This window comes from Micromonospora sp. NPDC004540, from assembly GCF_040610095.1.
GTDB lineage: Bacteria > Actinomycetota > Actinomycetes > Mycobacteriales > Micromonosporaceae > Micromonospora.
Map to the genome: position 1 here is coordinate 34,579 of NZ_JBEXLR010000038.1, position 16,698 is coordinate 51,276.

Consider the following 16,698-nt stretch of genomic DNA (forward strand, 5'->3'; position numbering starts at 1 on the left):
TGAACCAGCGCACCAGGCCTGGGGCCGGTCAGACGTAGAGCGAGGTGAAGGGGGCCCAGGGCAGGTTGCGGGCCACCGAGAAGGCGAGCCAGAGGGCCAGGAAGCCGCCGATCACCCTGGGGCTGATCCGCAGCTCCGGGAGCCGCCAGCCGAACGCCCGGTTCCCCGCCCAGCTCACGAAGAGCCAGGCCAGGAAGGGCAGCGAGAAGACGAAGAGGAAGTGGTGCCGGGCGGCGGCGGGAAGGTCGGCGTGCAGCACGTACCAGAGGGCACGGGTGCCGCCGCAGCCCGGGCAGTCCAGCCCGGTGGTGAGCTTGAGCAGGCAGGTCGGCCGGGCGTCCGGGTCGCTCTGGGTGGGGTCGCTGAGCAGGGCGTACGCCATGCCGAGGCCCACGCAGCCGAGCGCCGCGAGGGGCACCGCCCAGCGCGGGGCGCGGGCGTGCAGCCGCAGCACCAGGCGGGTGAACCGGTCCGGCTCGACCGCCGGGTAGGCCACCCCGGCGGGCCAGGCCTCCGGCCCCGCGGCGTGCGCCCCGTCATGGGCGTGCGGCCCTGCGGCGTGCCCGGCGTGCTCCGCATGCGGCCCGGTGGCGACGGCGTGCGGCCCGGTGACGGTGGTGGGCGGCCCGGCCGGGGCCGGTCCGGGGGGACCGGCGGGCGGGGCCGGGTGCGGGTCGGGCGCGGCGGCCGGCCGGTCAACGCTCGTCACGCGCTCACCGTACACCGGCCACGCCCACCAGGGCGGCGGCCAGCGGGGCGGCCAGGTCGCCGGCGGCGGGCGGGGCGACCGCGTCCAGGCCGAGCCAGCCGGCGAGCCGGTAGAGCTCGGCGGCGAGCGCCACCGCGGTCTCCCCCGGGTCGGCGCCCGGCTCGACCCAGGCCGCCGGCACCAGCAGGGCCCCCGCCTTCCGGTCGGCCTTGAGGTCGACCCGGGCGGTGAACCGCTCACCCTGGAGGAAGGGGAGCACGTAGTAGCCGTGGACCCGCTGCGGCGCGGGCACGTAGATCTCGATCCGGTAGGTGAAGTCGAAGAGCCGCTCGGCGCGGGCCCGCTCCCAGACCAGCGGATCGAACGGGCTGACCAGCGTGTTGGCGCGCACCCAGCGGGGCAGCCGCGCCTGGGCGTGCAGGTAGGCCGGCTGCCGCCAGCCCGACACGGTGACCGGGGCCAGCTCGCCGGCCTCGACCAGCTCGGCGATCGCCTGCCGGGCGCCGGCCACCGGAAGGCGGAAGTAGTCGCGCAGCTCCGGCTCGGCGGCCACGCCCAGCGACCGGGCGGCGAGCGCCACCAGCGCGCGGTGAGCATCGGCGACGCTCGGGGTGGGCGCGTCCAGCACGGCGGCCGGCAGCACCCGCTCGGGCAGGTCGTAGCGGCGGGCGAACGAGGTGGTGCGGTCGGCGGCGGTCACCTCGCCGGCCCAGAACAGGAACTCCAGCGCCCGCTTGACCGTGGACCAGTTCCATCCCCAGTTGCCGGTCTCCCGGGGCGCGTCGTGCTCGATCTCGGCGGCGGTGAGCGGGCCCCGGGCGGCCACCTCGTCGCGCACCCAGGCGACCAGCTCGGGCTGCTCCTGGGCGATCCGGCGCATGCCGCCCCAGGCCTCGTCGTGGGCCTTGGCCATCCGCCAGCGCAGCGCCGGGTGCAGCCCCACCGGGACCAGCGACGCCTCGTGCGCCCAGTATTCGAACAGCTCCCGGGGGCGCCGGTAGGCGGCGGTGTCGAGCAGGCCGGTCGGGTAGGGCCCGAGCCGGCTGTAGAGCGGCAGGTAGTGCGCGCGTTGCAGGACGTTGACCGAGTCCATCTGGATCAGCCCGACCCGGTCGAGCACCCGGCGCAGGTGCCGGCGGGTGGGCACCCCGGTGGGCGCCGGGTCGGCGAAGCCCTGGGCGGCCAGGGCGATCCGCCGGGCCTGGGCGAGGGAGAGCGATTCCGGTGCGGCCATCGTCGGGGACCCTATTCCACCGGTCTGACACGGGTGCGGCGGCTGGACCGACCGCCCGGCTCGGCATAGAACGGACGGGTGCGCACCATCCGCCGGGAGGAACCGGACGACGCCGAGGCGATCGCCCGGGTGCACATCCGCGGCTGGCAGGCCGGGTACGCCGGGATCATGCCGGACGAGGTGCTGAACCGGCTGAACCCGGCCGCCTGGGCGCAGCGCCGCCGGGACCTCGGCACGGCCGACCCGGAGCACCCGTTCACCACGCTGGTCGCCGAGGTCGACGGGGTGGTCGTCGGGTTCACCACGTTCGGGCCGTACCGGAACAACCAGGACCGGGGCGATCTGGACCCGCGGTACGGCGAGGTCCTGGCGCTCTACCTGGAGCCGGCGTACTGGAGCACCGGGACCGGGCGGGCGCTGCACGCGGCGGCCCGGGCCGGGCTGGCCGAGCGGGCGTGGACGGAGTATCGGCTCTGGGTGCTCGCCGACAACGCCCGGGCCCGCCGCTTCTACGAGCGGGCCGGGCTGTCACCGGACGGGGAGGAGTCCACCTACCCGGTCCCGCTGCACGGCGGGCGGGACCCGGTCCGGCTCCTCGAACTGCGCTACACCGCCCGGCTCGACGGCTGACCCGGCCGGCCCGCCCCGCTCGGCGGGGCCGCCGGCGGTCGGCGTGGCCCAGTGGCGGATCGGCAGCGCGAGCAGCAGCGCCAGGCTGATCCAGACGTAGGTGTTGCTGCCCAGGACGCCGTCCACGCCGGTGAAGTCCTTCTCCCAGGCCCAGACGATCCGGCTGGTCAGGAAGGCGTACCCGACGAGCGCGGCGGCCAGCAGCAGGCGGCGCCGGCGGCTGCGGGCGGGCGCCGCCATGCCGTTGTCGACCAGCAGGATGAGGCCCGGGAGCAGCCAGACCAGGTGGTGCACCCAGGTCACCGGGCTGACCAGGCACATGGTGGCGCCGGTGAGGGCGAGGCCGGTGGCCTCGTCGCCGGCGGCCACCGCGGCCCGGGAGCGCCAGCCCCAGACCACCAGGGTGGCGAGGACCAGCGCCAGCCAGGCGACGCTGCTCGGGTGTTCCGGGTCGAGCCGGGCCACCACCCCGCGCAGCGACTGGTTGGAGACGAAGGCCAACTCGCCGACCCGGTCGGTGTTCCACAGCGCCTCGGTCCAGAACTCCCGGGATGCGTCCGGGAAGAGCGCGGCGGCCGCCAGGGTCGCCGCGGCCGCCGCGCCGATGGCGGTGAACGCGGCCCGCCAGCGGCCGGTGACCAGCAGGTAGACGATGAAGATGCCCGGGGTCAGCTTGATCGCGGTGGCCAGCCCGATGCCCACCCCGGCCCACCGGCTGTGCGCCGGCAGCAGCCGGAGCAGGTCGACCGCCACCAGGAACAGCAGCAGCATGTTGACCTGGCCGAAGTTCACCGTCTCACGCATCGGCTCGTAGGCGGCGGCCAGGCAGAGCGCCACGGCGAGGACGAACCAGCGGGTCCAGCCGGCGCGGCGGGCGACCGGGTCGAGCAGCCACCAGATGACCACCGCGCTGACCACCACGGTGGCGGCCACGCTCACCGTGATCGCCGCCGGCCACGGCAGGTACGCCATCGGCAGCATGACCAGCGCGGCGAACGGCGGGTAGGTGAAGCCGTACTGGGTGCCGGCCTTGAGGAAGTCGTAGATCTCCCCGCCGTCGTGCACCCAGAAGGTCAGCGCGCCGTAGTAGACCTTGAGGTCGAAGAAGCCGTGCCGCACGGCCGCCACCGAGAGGAAGGCCGTCACCGCGACGGCGAGCGCCACCACGGCGACGACCTGCGCGATCGTCCGCCTGGCACCCTGCGCCACCGTCGCCCTCCTCGCCCTGCGTAGGCTCACGTGCCATGGCTCTCGGGTACGTCCGCCCCGCGCGTCCGGAGGACGCCGGCGAGATCGCACGCCTCCAGCTCGCCACCTGGCGGGTCGCGTACCGCCGGATCCTGCCCAGGCACGTGCTCGACAACCTGGACGAGGCGTACCTCGCCCGGCGGTGGAGCGCCGCGGTGCAGGAGCCGCCCTCGGGCGCGCACCGCGTGCTGGTCGCCGTCGAACAGGCCGAGCAATCGTATCTGGTGGGGTTCGCCGCCTCGGGTCCGGCCGACGCCGAGGCGCTCGCGCCGGGCGAGCCGGCCGAGGCGCTCGCCGACGGCGTGGCGGCGGTGACCGACCTGCTGGTCGAGCCGCGCTGGGGTCGGCGCGGGCACGGCAGCCGGCTGCTCGCCGCCATGGTCGACCACTGGCGGGAAGACGGCTTCACCCGGGCGGTGGCCTGGGCGTTCGACGCGGACGCGGCGACCCGGAAGTTCCTCACCTCGACCGGCTGGGAGCCGGACGGCGCGGCCCGCGCGCTGGACGTGGAGGACATGCTGGTCCCCCAGGTCCGCCTGCACGTCGGCGTCCCCGCCGAGCCGGCCGCTTCCTGAGTAGTCGCTGTCGGGGGTAGCGCCTACCGTGGCGGAATGACGACCGCACCGGCGCCCGCGTCCAGCGACCTGGAGCCGTTCCGGGTCGAGTTGACCGGCTACGCCTACCGGATGCTCGGCTCGGTGTTCGACGCCGAGGACGCGGTGCAGGAGACCCTGCTGCGGGCCTGGCGCGGCCGGGACGGCTTCGACGGCCGGTCCAGCCTGCGCACCTGGCTCTACCGGATCACCACCAACGTCTGCCTCGACCTGCTGCGCGGGCGCGGCCGGCGGGCCCTGCCGGTCGACCTGGGGGGCCCGGCCGCGCCGGTGGCCGCGTCGCTCGGCAACCCGGCCGGCGACTGGGTCGAGCCGGTGCCCGACGCGGCGGTGCTCCCGGCCGACCCGGCGGAGCTGGCGGTGGCCCGGGAGTCGGTGCGGCTGGCGTTCGTGGCCGCGCTCCAGCACCTGCCGCCCCGGCAGCGCGCCGTGCTGATCCTGCGGGACGTGCTGCGCTGGCGCGCCGACGAGGTCGCCGACCTGCTCGACGCCACCGTGCCGGCGGTCAACAGCGCGCTCCAGCGGGCCCGGGCCACCCTGGCGGGGGTGCGCGCCGAGCGGCGCGTCGGGCCGGATCTCGACCCGGTCGACCGCGACCTGCTCGACCGCTACGTGGACGCCTTCCACCGCTACGACGTCGACGCCCTGGTGGCGCTGCTGCGCGCGGACGCCGTGCAGAGCATGCCGCCCTACCGGATGTGGCTGCGCGGCGCGGTCGACATCGGCCGCTGGCTGGGCGGGCCGGGTGCCGGCTGCCGGGGCTCCCGGCTGGTGCGGGTGGCCGCGAACGGCGCCCGGGCGGTGGCTCAATACCGGGTCGACCCGGCCGGCGGCCACCGGGCCTTCTCGATCACCCTGCTGGAGTGCGCCGAGGGGCGGATCGCCCGGCTCACCCACTTCCTGGAGCCCCGACTCTTCCCGCGCTTCGGGCTGCCGACCCGGCTCGATCCGTGACCCGCCGATGAGTTTCCGCCCCGCGCGCCGTCCACCCCTGGTAGGCACGACGGAGGCGGCGCACCGGCGGAGTGAGGAGCGGGTCATGTTCAGGGACACGAAGGCGTTCAGCGGGTTCTCGGTGGACGACGCGGACCGCGCGGAGCGGTTCTACACCGACGTCCTCGGGTTGCGGGTGTCCCGGGACGACGCGATGGGCGGCCTGCTGACCCTGCACCTGGCCGGGGACCGGCCGGTGCTGGTCTACCCGAAGCCCGACCACCACCCGGCCACCTACACGGTGCTCAACTTCCCCGTCCCGGACATCGACCGCGCGGTGGACGAGCTGGTCTCGCGCGGGGTGCGGCTCGAGCGCTACGAGGGCATGCCGCAGGACGACAAGGGGGTCATGCGGGGCAACGGCCCGTCGATCGCCTGGTTCACCGACCCGGCCGGCAACGTGCTGTCGGTGCTCCAGGAGAGCTGAGCCGGGGTCGGCGGTCCCGGCACGGGGCGGGACCGCCGGCCGCCGGTCAGCCCTTGTCGGCGCCCTCGTTCGCGCCGCGGACGAAGTAGCGCTGGAAGATCACGAACAGCACCGCCACCGGAATGGTGGCGAGCAGCGCCGCGCCCAGCTTGAGCGGATACTGGGTGCCCTTGCCGAGCGACCCGCTGACCAGGTCGGCCAGCCCCCGGGGCAGGGTGAACAGGTCCGGGTTCTGCACCGAGACCAGGCTGTGCGGGAACTCGTTCCAGGAGCCCTGGAACGACAGGATGGTCAGCGTGATCAGGGCCGGCCGCGCCATCGGCAGCACCACCGACCAGAAGGTGCGGAACACGCCCGCGCCGTCGATCCGGGCCGCCTCTTCGACGCTGACCGGCACCGACTCGAAGAACTGCTTCATGATGAAGACCCCGGCGGCGTCGGCGAGCAGCGGCACCACCAGGCCCGCGTAGCTGTCGTAGAGGCCGATCTGCTTGAGCACCAGGAACTTCGGGATGAGCAGCACCACGCCGGGCACCGCCATCACCGCGATGATCGCGGCGAACAGCCCGGCCCGGCCCCGGAAGCGCAGCCGCGCCAGCGCGTAGCCGGCGAGCGAGTCGAAGAAGACCCGGCCCAGGGTGACCAGCACGGTGACCAGCAGCGAGTTGCCGAGCCAGAGCGGGAAGTTGGTGCCCGCGAAGATCCGCTCGAAGCCGGCCAGGGTCAGCGGGTCGGGCACCGGCGACAGTGGGTTCGCCGCCGCGTCCGGCTCGGTCTTGAACGAGTTGCCGAGCTGGATGACGAACGGGTAGAGGAAGACCAGCCCGAAGGCGATCAGGACCGCGTACCCGAGGATGCGGTTGACCTGGGCGCGCGGCCCGCGGTCGGCGCGGCGCGCGACGGGCGCCGCCGGCCGGTCGGTGAGCACGGCCATGTCAGGACCCCTCCGGTACGCGTCGCCGCCACCACCGGGCCCGCCGGGGCTCGTCCCGGTCGGCCATCACCCGGCGTTGGAGCAGGGTCAGCAGGATGATGATCAGGAACAGCACGAACGAGATGGCCGCGCCGGAGCCGTAGTCGAAGTCCCGGAACGCGGTCCGGTACGACAGGTACGCCGGGGTGAGCGTGGTCTTGGCCGGGTCGCCCTGGCTCATCACGTACACCTGGTCGAAGACCTGCCAGGAGCCGATCAGGCCGAGGGTGAGCACCAGGAAGGTGGTCGGCTTGATCAGCGGCAGGGTGACGTGGCGGAACCGCTGCCAGCGGGTCGCGCCGTCGAGGGTGCTGGCCTCGTCCAGCGCCACCGGGACGTTCTGCAACGCGGCCAGGAACATCAGCATGAAGGTGCCCGAGGTGGTCCAGATGACCAGGCAGATGATCGACACCAGGGCCACGCTCGGGCCGGCGAACCAGTCCCACCAGGTGAGGCCGAACGGCCCACCGGAGGTGAGCGCGCCGGGCGGGGTGTCCACCCCGACCGAGCCGAGCAGCAGGTGCAGCACGCCGCGGGAGTCGGCGAACCACTCCGGCCCGTTGACGCCGAGGAGGCCGAGGAGCTTGTTGACCGCACCGGAGTTGGCGAACAGGAACAGGAACACCACGCTGATCGCCACGGAGCTGGTGACCGACGGGAAGTAGAAGGCGCTGCGGAAGAAGCCCTTCCCCTTGAGCATCCGGTTGTTGACCACCAGGGCGAGGCCGAGGGCGAGCGCGGTCTGCACCGGCACGACGATGCCCACGTAGTACATGTTGTTGCGGATGCTGGTCATGAAGTCCCGGCGGTCCAGCCCGTCCTCGGTGAACAGCCGGGTGTAGTTCTCGCCGCCCACGAACGGCACGTCGCCGGTGAACGGGCTGCCCTGGCCGTTCCAGTCGGTGAGGCTCACCCAGAGCGCCATCAGGATCGGCAGCAGCAGGAAGAGCCCGAGGATCACGATCACGGGCGCGACGAAGAGCCAGCCGGCGATGTTCTCGTTGCCGCGGACGCCGCCGCCGCGGCGGCGTGGCGGCTTCACCGGCGTGGTCGCCGGGGCGCGCAGCGCTTCGGTTGCCATCTCTCCCCTCCCTCCTTGTCCGTGTGAGCCGGCGCGGAGGGGCCCGGTCCGGGCCCCTCCGCCACCGCTCAGCCGCCGAGCGCCGCCTTGGCGTTCTTGTCGAAGTTGGCCAGGACCGTCTTCGGGTCACCGGTGCTCAGCCCCTGCAGGCCGGCCTCCAGGTCGCGCAGGACGCTGTCCATCTTCGGGGCGTTCACCGGGCCCTGCGCGTACGCGGCGCCCTCGATGAACGGCTTGTCCGCCGGGAAGGCGCCGGTGTACTGGTCGCGGACGGACTGCCGGGACGGCATCACGCCGAACGCCTTGGCGAAGGTCACCTGCTGGTCGCCCGCCGTCATCGCCTCGACGAACTTGATCGCCTGGTCCTTGTACTTCGACTTGGCGGCGATGCCCCAGCACTGGGTGAAGGAGAGGGTGCCCTGCCCCTTCGGGCCGGCCGGGAGCGGCACGACCTTGTACTTCACGTTCGGGAAGTCGTTCTGCAGGGCGCCCTTGATCCAGTTGCCCTCGATGGTCATGACGGCCTTGCCCTTGCCGAACGCCTCCCCGGACCAGCCGGAGTCGAGCTGCTTCGGGAACTTCGCGTAGCCGTTGGTGAGCAGCGACTTCACGTACTGGAGGGCCTGGAGGTTCTCCGGGGTGTCGGCGGTGGGCTGCTTGCCGTCCTTGCTCATGAGCCAGCCGCCGTTCTGCACCATGAAGGCGCCGATCCGGTCCCGGGTGTCGCCGAGGGCGAGCGCCACCATCTTCTTCGCCTTGATCTTCTGGCTGACGGCGGTGAGCTGGTCCCAGGTGGTCGGCACGTCGGCGTCGGTCAGGCCGGCCTTCGCCCAGAGGTCGGTGTTGATCTCCAGCGCGAGGGTGGAGAAGTCCTTCGGCGCGCAGTAGAGCTTGCCGTCGTAGGTGAAGGTGGTGCGCAGGCTCTCGTAGAAGTCGTCCTTGTTGCTGACCTTGTCCCCGTACGGCTCCAGCGCGCCGACGCTGGCGTAGTCGGCGAAGCGGCTCGCGTCGACGTAGAAGACGTCCGGCGGGGTGCCGCCGGCGAGGGCCTGGCCGAGCTGCTGGGTGAGGTCCTGGGCCGGGGTGACGGTGGCCGTGTTGCCGCTGGTCGAGGCCCACTTGGCGGCCGCGTCCTGCACCGCCTTGGTCTCGGCCTCGCCGGACGAGCCGATCAGGATCTGCAGGCTGGCCGGGCCGCTGGACTGCTTGGTGTCGCTCGCGGAGTCGTCGAAGCCGCTGCCGCACGCGGCGGAGCCGAACAGGGCGACGGCGGCGAAGCCGGCCACCGCCGCCCGGGTGAGGGTGCGAGGTGTCATCTGACTCTCCTGATGGGGGATGTGGTCACGCCGTGTGCCGGAGCACCAGCGTGGGTGTGAGCAGCACGTGGGGGTCGGTGGGCTGGCCGTCGAGCAGGCCGGTGAGCAGGTCGACGCAGCGGGCGGCGGCCGCGGCGAGCGGCTGGCTGACGCTGCTCAGCCCGACCGCGGCGGCCACCGGGGTGTCGTCGAAGCCGACGACGGCGACGGGCGCCGCCGCGTCGCGTGCGGCCTGGAGCGCGCCGAGGGCGAGCGAGTCGCTGGCGCAGACCACGGCGGTCGGCGGCGCGTCGCCGGCGAGCAGGTCGCGCAACTCCCGCGCACCCTCGGCGATGCCGTCCTCGGTCGCCCGGCGCAGGCCGGCCACGTCGTGGCCAGCCGCCGTCATCGTGGTACGCCAGCCGGCGCACCGGTCGTCGCCGACGCCGGAGCCGGTCGGCCAGCCGAGGAAGGCGATCCGGCGGTGGCCGGTGTCGAGCAGGTGCCGGGTGACCTGCGCGGTGCCGGCGGCGCCGTCCACGTCGACCCAGGGGTGCCCGTCGAGGGCGTCCCAGGGGCGACCGAAGGTCACGAAGGGCACCTCGCGCTCGGCCAGCCACGCGGTGCGCGGGTCGCCGTGCTTGGTGCCGGTGAGCACGAACGCGTCCAGGTCGTAGGCGCCGAGCAGGTCGTCGTAGCTGGTGATCTCCTGGTCGTCGTCGCGGGCCGTGTAGAGCATGACCCGGTAGCCGGCGGCCTCGGCGGTCTCGGTGAGGCCGTGCAGGAACCGGTCGAGCACCGAGCCGTTGATCCCGTCCCGGGTGGGCTCGATGCGGACCGCGATGAGCCGGGACCGCCCGGTCCGCATCTGCCGTGCGGCCTGGTTGGCGCGGTAGCCGAGGGCGGTGATCGCCTCCTGCACCCGCCGCCGGGTCTCCTCGCGGACGATGTGCGGCGCGTTGAGCACGTTGGAGACCGTCTGCCGGCTCACCTGGGCATGCCGGGCCACCGTCGCGATGGTCACCTTTTCAGCCACGAAATCCCTCTCGCCGCCTTGAACGATCCAACTCCGATGCGGCAGGATTAGATCGTTCAAAGTTTCTGGAATGTTTCGCACTTTGCACCGGCCGGAGCCATCTGTCAAGACGGCGCCGGCCCATCGATCAGCACCGGGGGTTCCCCTTGTCCGAACGCCACCTGCAACCGCTGCTGCACGACCTGGTCGGCGTGGTGCACGCCCCCACCAGCGCGCTGGGCGACGCGGCGGGCCAGATCCGGGCGCACGGCGTCCAGGGCGTCTTCCACGCCGACGCCCGGGTGCTCTCCCGCGCCGAACTGCGCCTCGACGACCGGGAGCCCGAGGCGCTGGCCCGCGGCTCGGCCGGGCCGCACGGCGCCCGCTTCGTCGCCCTGGCCCGCTGGCTCGGCGACCCCACCCCCGACCCGACCGTGCGGGTCGACCGCACCCGGCAGGCCGGCCCGCACGGCCTCACCGAGGAACTGGTCGTCTCGTCCACCGCCGCCGGCCCGGTCCACACCACGGTCAGCGTCGACCTCGGCTGCGACCTCGCCCCGATCGAACTGGTCAAGTCCGGCGGGAGCGGCGCGCCGCTCGAGGCGAAGGCCGGCGAGCCGGGCCGGGTCCAGTGGGCCGCCGAGGGGCTCACCGTGACCGTGACCGGCGAGGCGGCCACCGTGGACGCCACCGGCGACCGCGCCACGGCGCCCCGGCTGAGCTGGCCGGTCACGCTCGCCCCCGGCGAGGCCGCCACGCTGCGCTGGCGGCTCGCCGTCACCGACCCGAAGGCCGTGGTGACCGCCGCCCCGCCCGGCCCCGGCTGGCCCCAGCCGGTGGTACGCGCCGACGACCGCCGCCTCGTCCGGCTCCTCGACCGCTCCCTGGCCGACCTGCGCGGGCTGCGGCTGGCCGAGCCGGCCCACCCGGAGGACGTCTTCCTCGGCGCCGGCGTGCCCTGGTTCCTCACCCTCTTCGGTCGGGACAGCCTCTGGGCCGCCCGGATGATGCTGCCGCTCGGCACCGACCTGGCCGCCGGCACGCTGCGGGTGCTGGCCCGCCGGCAGGGCGCCCGGGTCGACCCGGCCACCGGCGAGGCGCCCGGCAAGATCCTGCACGAGCTGCGCCGGCACGAGTTCACCCTGGACGAGGGGCTGCGGCTGCCGCCCGCCTACTACGGCACGGTCGACGCCACCATGCTCTGGGTCGGGCTGCTGCACGACGCCTGGCGCTGGGGGCTCGCCGCCGACCAGATCGAGCCGCTGCTGCCCCACCTCGAGGCGGCGCTCGGGTGGCTCGGCGAGCACGCCGACGCCGACGGCGACGGCTTCGTCGAGTACGTCGACACCACCGGCCACGGCCTCGCCAACCAGGGCTGGAAGGACTCCGGCGACGCGGTGCGCTTCCGGGACGGCCGGCTGGCCGAGCCGCCCATCGTGCTGGCCGAGGTGCAGGGGTACGCGTACCAGGCCGCGGTGAACGGGGCCGACCTGCTCGACGCCTTCGGCCGCCCCGGCGCCGACCGCTGGCGCGGGTACGCCGACCGGCTCGCCGAGCGGTTCCGCGCCGCGTTCTGGGTCGACGGCCGCCACGGCCCCCAGCCGGCCCTGGCGCTCGACGGGGACAAGCGTCCCGTGGACTCGTTGACCAGCAACATCGGCCACCTGCTCGGCACCGGCCTGCTCTCGGACGCCGAGTCGGCGCAGGTCGCCGCATTGCTCTCGACCGAGGCCCTGGCGGGCGGCTTCGGGCTGCGCACCATGTCCACCGACGACACCGGATTCAGCCCGCTGTCCTACCACTGCGGGTCGATCTGGGCGCACGACACCGCCATCGTGCTCGGCGGGCTGGCCCGGGCCGGTCACCGCGAGGCGGCGCTCCGGCTGGCCGACGGCCTGCTGGCGGCCGCCGAGGCGTTCGACTACCGCCTCCCCGAGCTGTTCGGCGGGGACGACCGGGCAGTGCTCGGCCGGCCGGTGCCGTACCCGGCGGCGTGCCACCCGCAGGCCTGGTCAGCCGCGGCCGCCGTGCTGCTCCTCCAGGCCGGCCTCGGCGTCTACCCCGACGTGCCCGCCGGCCGGGTCGACCTCCGCCCCCTGGCCGGCCCGGAGCTGGGCGCCCTCACGGCAGAGGGCCTGCGAATCGCCGGCACCCCGGTCACGGTGACGGTCGACAACACCGGCCACCCGACCCTCACCGGCCTCCCCACGACCCTGACCATTCCGACCCCCCGCCGCCCGACCACCCCCACCCACTCCCCCACCTGACCCCCCCCTCCCGCGTCGATCATGAGGTTGGCGGCGAAGTTGATCTCCTCGACTGCCGCCAACCTCATGGTCAACGGGGCGGGGTGGGGGTTAGTTCGGCGATCAGTTCGTCGTCTTCCATCACGCCGGTGGGGTGGAAGCCCAGGGAGCCGTAGAGGGTGGCGGCGGGGGTGTTGTCGGGGCGGTAGCTGAGTCGGATGGGTTGTCCTGCCTCGGCCAGCCAGTCGGTGAGGGTCCGGACGGCGGCACGGCCGATGCCGCGGTCCTGTTCGGCGGCGTCGATCACCATGCCGCCGATCCAGCGGGAGCCGTCGTCGTCCACGCCCCACATGACGTGCCCGACCACCGTCTCGTCCGCGCAGACGGCGAGCGAGGTCCAGACGTCCGAGCGCATGGTCAGCACCAGGTAGCGGGCAGCCAGCGCCGGCACGAAGGCGCGCTGGTCGTCGCGGGGCGCGACGTCGGCCACCGCCCGCCAGTTGTCGTCGTCCACCGGCCGCAGGGTCACCCGGCGGCCGGCGCGGTCACGCTGCCCGGAATCGATCATGGCGGTCAGCCTAGGGCCGGCCCGCCCACCCGGCCATCGCTTTCGCCGGAGCCGGAGCCGGAGCCGCGACCACACACCTGCCGCCGAGACCCCGGCGGGTCGCCACGCCACCGGCGGCGACCCGCCGGGTGGCCGACACCGCGGCCGGCCGCGGCCGACATCACCATGATCGGCTCCAGCTCCCCGACGTGGCGGCATCGGCAGGAGCCGGACACCGCCACGTCCGCGAGCTGGAGTGGATCAGCGCCGGCCGTGGTCGTCAGCCGGCGGAGGTGGTCGCAGCGGCGTCCAGGTAGGGCCGCGGGTCGCCGGCGCCGAGGTCGGTGATCCCGGCGCTGTGCAGGGCGCCGATGGCCAGGGTGCGGCGCACGGCGGCGAAGGTGATCACGTGGCCGATGGTGCCGCCCAGGGTGTGGGTGGTCGGCGGCGTGCAGGTGGTGTCGACGAAGGTGTCCGCCAGGGTGCCGGCGGCCAGCGTCCGGGCCACGAAGGCCCGCCAGTCGCGGCCGGCCACCGCGTGCCGGGCGGCCAGCCCGGACACCGACCGGTCGCTCTCGTCGGGCCACTCGCCGCCGCGCAGCGCCGAGAGCCAGTGCTCCTCCTGGGTGACCATGGCGTTGATCAACGAGCGGAGCGTCGGCTGGTCGTCGATGGTCTCGACGGACACGGTGACGGGCCGGTCGAGCACCTGCTCGTCGAGGGTGCCCGCGCGGTCGATGATCGCGGTGAGGGTCTCGACGTGGTGGTCGACCAGATGTTGGAGAACGTTCATCGGAGTCTCCTGACGTGCGGCCGGCAGCCGCAGGCCACCGGGCGGTTGGAAGTGGACGCCGCTGGGGCAGGGCAGCTCCAGTTCGCGGAAGGTCAGCGGCGGGCTCCGCCGGACCGCGGTCGGGGCGACGCCGTACGACCGCTGGAAGGCGCGGGTGAACGCCTCGTGCGAGCCGTATCCGGCCTCGACGGCGATGTCGAGGACGGTCCGGTCGCTGGTGAGGAGCCGGTGCGCCGCGCGTTCCAGGAGCAGCCGGCGGCGCAGCGCGCCCGGCGGTTCCCCGGTTGCCGCGGCGACGAGCCGGTCGAAGTGGAACCGGGACAGGTGGGCCCGGGCGGCCAGACCGGCCGGGCTGGCCTCCGGATCGTCCAGCGCGACCTGGAGCCAGTCGAGGAGGCCGGTGAGTCCGTCCGTCTGGGTCATGTGCACAGCCTGCACCCGCCGAACACCGCGCCGCTTGATCGCCGTTGCGCACCTGCGCGCCGCCGGCCGCCGTCAGGTACGGCCGTCGGGGCGGGAGTCAGTCGAGCAGGGCGTCCAGGCCGACGGTGAGGCCCGGCCGGCGGCGCACCTCGCGCACCGCCAGCAGCACGCCGGGCATGAACGACGCCCGGTCGTACGAGTCGTGCCGGATGGTCAGCGTCTCGCCGGTGGTGCCGAAGAGCACCTCCTGGTGGGCGACCAGGCCGGTGGCGCGGACCGCGTGTACGCGTACCCCGTCGATGTCGGCGCCGCGGGCGCCGGGCACCTCGTCCCTGGTGGCGTCCGGCGTGGGGCCGAGGCCGGCCTCGGCACGGGCCTGCGCGACGAGCCGGGCCGTGTGGGTGGCGGTGCCGCTGGGCGCGTCGAGCTTGCGCGGGTGGTGCTGCTCGATGACCTCGACCGACTCGAAGTGCCGGGCCGCGCGGGCGGCGAACTGCATCATCAGCACCGCGCCGATGCCGAAGTTGGGGGCGATCACCACGCCGACGCCGGGCCTGCCGGCCAGCCAGCCACGCACCTGGTCGAGGCGCTGCTCGGTGAAGCCGGTGGTGCCGACGACCGCGTGGATGCCCTGGTCGATGCACCAGCGCAGGTTGTCCATGACGACGTCGGGGATGGTGAAGTCGACGACCACCTCGGCGGCGGAGACGGCGGAGAGGCCGTCGCCCTGGTCGACCGTCGCCACCAGGTCGAGATCGCCGGCCGCGTCGACGGCCTTGCAGACCTCCATGCCCATCCGGCCGCGGGCGCCCAGCACGCCGACCCGGATCGCCTCGGCCGGGTTCTTCTCCTGCTCGTCAGTCACGGGGCACAACCTATCCCAATCGGGACGCGGCACCCCCACGGACCGGCGGGCGGGACGGTCAGCTCGCGGCGAAGGCGGACTCGTCGAACGGGCCCACGACGGCGAGGGACATCGGCCGGCCGAGCAGCTCGGCGGCGAGGCCGTTGACGTCGTCCAGGGTCACCGCGTCGACCCGGGCCAGCAGCTCGTCCACCGGCATGAGGTTGCCGTAGAGCAGCTCGCCCTTGGCCAGCCGGCTCATCCGGGAGCCGGTGTCCTCCAAGCCGAGCACGAAGGAGCCCTTGCTCATCCCCTTGCCCCGGGCCAGCTCGGCCTCGGTGATCCCCGTGGCGGCCACCCGGGCCAGCTCGGCGCGGGTCAGGTCAAGCACCTCGTCGACCTTGCCGGGCGCGCAGCCGGCGTAGACGGCGAACAGGCCGCTGTCGGCGTACTGGCTGGCGTAGGAGTAGACCGAGTAGGCCAGGCCGCGCTGCTCGCGGATCTCCTGGAACAGCCGGCTGGACATGCCTCCGCCGAGCACGTTGTTGAGCACGCCGAGGGCGAAGCGCCGCTCGTCGGTGCGGTCGATGCCGGGGCAGCCGAGGATGACGTGCGCCTGCTCGGTCTCCTTCGGCTCGACCAGGGTGGCGGCCGGCCTGGTGCGTACCGCCGGGGTGGCCGGCCGGTGCGGGGCCGGCACGGCCGGGTCGGTGTCCAGCGGGGTGCCGCGCAGCGCCTGCCGGACCAGCTTGACCACGGCGGCGTGGTCGAGGTTGCCGGCGGCGGCGATGACGATCTGCGGCGCCGTGTAGCGGCGGCGGTAGAAGCTCTGGATCTGCCGCCGGGTCATCGGGGTGACCGTCTCCTCGGTGCCGGAGATCAGCCGGCCGAGGGGATGGTCGCCGTAGACGGCGCGGGCGAAGAGGTCGTGCACCTCGTCGCCGGGCTCGTCGTCGTGCATGGCGATCTCTTCGAGGATGACCCCGCGCTCGGTCTCCACGTCGGCGGCGGCCAGCACCGAGTCGGCGACGAGGTCGCACATGACGTCGATGGCCAGCGGCAGGTCCTCGTCCAGCACCCGCGCGTAGTAGCAGGTGTATTCCTTGGTGGTGAAGGCGTTGGTCTCGCCGCCCACCGCCTCGATCTCCGAGGAGATCTCCAGCGCGCCGCGCTTGTTGGTGCCCTTGAAGAGCAGGTGCTCCAGGAAGTGCGCGGCACCGGCCTGCGGCCCGGTCTCGTCGCGCGACCCGACCGCCACCCAGATGCCGAACGAGACGCTGCGCATCGCCGGGATCGCCTCGGTGAGCACGCGCAGGCCGCTGGGGAGCACGGTACGGCGGACGGTGCCGCCCAGCGGGTCGTCGCTGAGCGTGCGGGTGACCGCCCGGGCCGCTCCGCCCGCGGGGCGCGCGACCCCGGACGACGTCACCCCCCGTCGAGCCGCCGGGAAGGACGAACGCCGGATCCGACTCACGAGGAACCTGCTCTCAGTTCGACGAGGGGTGGGTGGTGCGGTGGAAACGAACGACGGCTCCAGCCGCGCAGCGAACTGGAGCCGTCACCGGCTGGGTGACGCCGTCGGCGTCACCCAGCCGGTTGGTGGATCAGCTGTGCCGGGTCCGGCGC

General features: G+C 74.0%; 16 protein-coding genes. 5 read left to right on the forward strand and 11 right to left on the reverse strand.

The window, feature by feature from the left end; genetic code table 11:
* Positions 1 to 28: 28 nt before the first annotated feature.
* Together ABZV78_RS15325 and ABZV78_RS15330 are read right to left on the reverse strand one after the other, a co-directional pair.
* The gene (locus ABZV78_RS15325) at positions 29 to 709 is read right to left on the reverse strand and encodes a DUF2752 domain-containing protein (RefSeq protein ID WP_355638951.1); all 681 of its coding nucleotides are present in this window, start codon (positions 707 to 709) and stop codon (positions 29 to 31) included.
* 4 nt (positions 710 to 713) lie between these two features.
* Entirely contained in the window at positions 714 to 1,943 is a 1,230-nt protein-coding gene (locus tag ABZV78_RS15330) for a crosslink repair DNA glycosylase YcaQ family protein (RefSeq protein WP_355638953.1), read from the reverse strand.
* A gap of 78 nt (positions 1,944 to 2,021) precedes the next feature.
* Here ABZV78_RS15330 and ABZV78_RS15335 point away from each other — a divergent pair, with 78 nt between their 5' ends.
* Positions 2,022 to 2,573 carry a GNAT family N-acetyltransferase gene (locus ABZV78_RS15335; RefSeq protein ID WP_355638955.1) on the forward strand — a complete coding sequence of 184 codons (552 nt, stop codon included), beginning with the start codon at positions 2,022 to 2,024 and terminating at the stop codon, positions 2,571 to 2,573.
* Here the strand turns inward: ABZV78_RS15335 and ABZV78_RS15340 are convergent.
* Positions 2,472 to 3,782, reverse strand: coding sequence for a glycosyltransferase family 87 protein (locus ABZV78_RS15340; RefSeq protein ID WP_355638957.1), 1,311 nt, complete (start codon positions 3,780 to 3,782; stop codon positions 2,472 to 2,474). The genes ABZV78_RS15335 and ABZV78_RS15340 overlap by 102 nt on opposite strands.
* Positions 3,783 to 3,817: 35 nt before the next feature.
* Here ABZV78_RS15340 and ABZV78_RS15345 point away from each other — a divergent pair, with 35 nt between their 5' ends.
* The 3 genes from ABZV78_RS15345 to ABZV78_RS15355 all read left to right on the forward strand — a co-directional run bounded on the left by ABZV78_RS15345 (position 3,818) and on the right by ABZV78_RS15355 (position 5,855).
* Complete coding sequence (locus ABZV78_RS15345; protein WP_355638959.1) at positions 3,818 to 4,396, forward strand: GNAT family N-acetyltransferase; 579 nt, start codon at positions 3,818 to 3,820, stop codon at positions 4,394 to 4,396.
* A 36-nt stretch (positions 4,397 to 4,432) separates the two neighbouring features.
* Positions 4,433 to 5,389 (forward strand): sigma-70 family RNA polymerase sigma factor, encoded by a 957-nt coding sequence (locus ABZV78_RS15350; protein ID WP_355638961.1) that lies wholly within the window; start codon positions 4,433 to 4,435, stop codon positions 5,387 to 5,389.
* Positions 5,390 to 5,474: 85 nt separating this feature from the next.
* The gene (locus tag ABZV78_RS15355; protein ID WP_355638963.1) at positions 5,475 to 5,855 is read left to right on the forward strand and encodes a VOC family protein; all 381 of its coding nucleotides are present in this window, start codon (positions 5,475 to 5,477) and stop codon (positions 5,853 to 5,855) included.
* 46 nt (positions 5,856 to 5,901) lie between these two features.
* On the opposite strand, the gene ABZV78_RS15360 is transcribed toward ABZV78_RS15355, so the two are convergent.
* The 4 genes from ABZV78_RS15360 to ABZV78_RS15375 form a co-directional block, all read right to left on the reverse strand.
* Positions 5,902 to 6,789, reverse strand: coding sequence for a carbohydrate ABC transporter permease (locus ABZV78_RS15360; protein ID WP_355638965.1), 888 nt, complete (start codon positions 6,787 to 6,789; stop codon positions 5,902 to 5,904).
* 1 nt (position 6,790) lies between these two features.
* Positions 6,791 to 7,909, reverse strand: coding sequence for a sugar ABC transporter permease (locus ABZV78_RS15365; RefSeq protein WP_355638967.1), 1,119 nt, complete (start codon positions 7,907 to 7,909; stop codon positions 6,791 to 6,793).
* 68 nt (positions 7,910 to 7,977) lie between these two features.
* Positions 7,978 to 9,225: an extracellular solute-binding protein gene (locus ABZV78_RS15370; RefSeq protein WP_355638969.1), complete on the reverse strand. Its 1,248-nt coding sequence runs from the start codon at positions 9,223 to 9,225 to the stop codon at positions 7,978 to 7,980.
* Positions 9,226 to 9,250: 25 nt separating this feature from the next.
* Complete coding sequence (locus tag ABZV78_RS15375; RefSeq protein ID WP_355638971.1) at positions 9,251 to 10,240, reverse strand: substrate-binding domain-containing protein; 990 nt, start codon at positions 10,238 to 10,240, stop codon at positions 9,251 to 9,253.
* Positions 10,241 to 10,386: 146 nt separating this feature from the next.
* Here ABZV78_RS15375 and ABZV78_RS15380 point away from each other — a divergent pair, with 146 nt between their 5' ends.
* On the forward strand, positions 10,387 to 12,486 hold the full coding sequence (locus tag ABZV78_RS15380; RefSeq protein WP_355638973.1) for a glycogen debranching N-terminal domain-containing protein: 2,100 nt from the start codon (positions 10,387 to 10,389) through the stop codon (positions 12,484 to 12,486).
* A gap of 70 nt (positions 12,487 to 12,556) precedes the next feature.
* Here the strand turns inward: ABZV78_RS15380 and ABZV78_RS15385 are convergent, their stop codons facing one another.
* The 4 genes from ABZV78_RS15385 to ABZV78_RS15400 form a co-directional block, all read right to left on the reverse strand.
* On the reverse strand, positions 12,557 to 13,033 hold the full coding sequence (locus ABZV78_RS15385) for a GNAT family N-acetyltransferase (RefSeq protein ID WP_355638975.1): 477 nt from the start codon (positions 13,031 to 13,033) through the stop codon (positions 12,557 to 12,559).
* Between the two features lie 259 nt (positions 13,034 to 13,292).
* Positions 13,293 to 14,228 (reverse strand): AraC family transcriptional regulator, encoded by a 936-nt coding sequence (locus ABZV78_RS15390; RefSeq protein WP_355638977.1) that lies wholly within the window; start codon positions 14,226 to 14,228, stop codon positions 13,293 to 13,295.
* Between the two features lie 97 nt (positions 14,229 to 14,325).
* Positions 14,326 to 15,093 carry a 4-hydroxy-tetrahydrodipicolinate reductase gene (gene dapB / locus ABZV78_RS15395; protein WP_355638979.1) on the reverse strand — a complete coding sequence of 256 codons (768 nt, stop codon included), beginning with the start codon at positions 15,091 to 15,093 and terminating at the stop codon, positions 14,326 to 14,328.
* A gap of 58 nt (positions 15,094 to 15,151) precedes the next feature.
* Positions 15,152 to 16,501: a pitrilysin family protein gene (locus tag ABZV78_RS15400; RefSeq protein ID WP_355638981.1), complete on the reverse strand. Its 1,350-nt coding sequence runs from the start codon at positions 16,499 to 16,501 to the stop codon at positions 15,152 to 15,154.
* Between the last annotated feature and the right edge of the window lie 197 nt (positions 16,502 to 16,698).

Bases quoted from the DNA above. Each gene is read 5' to 3' on its own strand.
- ABZV78_RS15330 (WP_355638953.1), bottom strand. From the start codon at position 1,943: ATGGCCGCACCGGAATCGCTCTCCCTCGCCCAGGCCCGGCGGATCGCC.
- ABZV78_RS15345 (WP_355638959.1), top strand. From the start codon at position 3,818: ATGGCTCTCGGGTACGTCCGCCCCGCGCGTCCGGAGGACGCCGGCGAG.
- ABZV78_RS15350 (WP_355638961.1), top strand. From the start codon at position 4,433: ATGACGACCGCACCGGCGCCCGCGTCCAGCGACCTGGAGCCGTTCCGG.
- ABZV78_RS15355 (WP_355638963.1), top strand. From the start codon at position 5,475: ATGTTCAGGGACACGAAGGCGTTCAGCGGGTTCTCGGTGGACGACGCG.
- ABZV78_RS15360 (WP_355638965.1), bottom strand. From the start codon at position 6,789: ATGGCCGTGCTCACCGACCGGCCGGCGGCGCCCGTCGCGCGCCGCGCC.
- ABZV78_RS15365 (WP_355638967.1), bottom strand. From the start codon at position 7,909: ATGGCAACCGAAGCGCTGCGCGCCCCGGCGACCACGCCGGTGAAGCCG.
- ABZV78_RS15370 (WP_355638969.1), bottom strand. From the start codon at position 9,225: ATGACACCTCGCACCCTCACCCGGGCGGCGGTGGCCGGCTTCGCCGCC.
- ABZV78_RS15385 (WP_355638975.1), bottom strand. From the start codon at position 13,033: ATGATCGATTCCGGGCAGCGTGACCGCGCCGGCCGCCGGGTGACCCTG.
- ABZV78_RS15390 (WP_355638977.1), bottom strand. From the start codon at position 14,228: ATGACCCAGACGGACGGACTCACCGGCCTCCTCGACTGGCTCCAGGTC.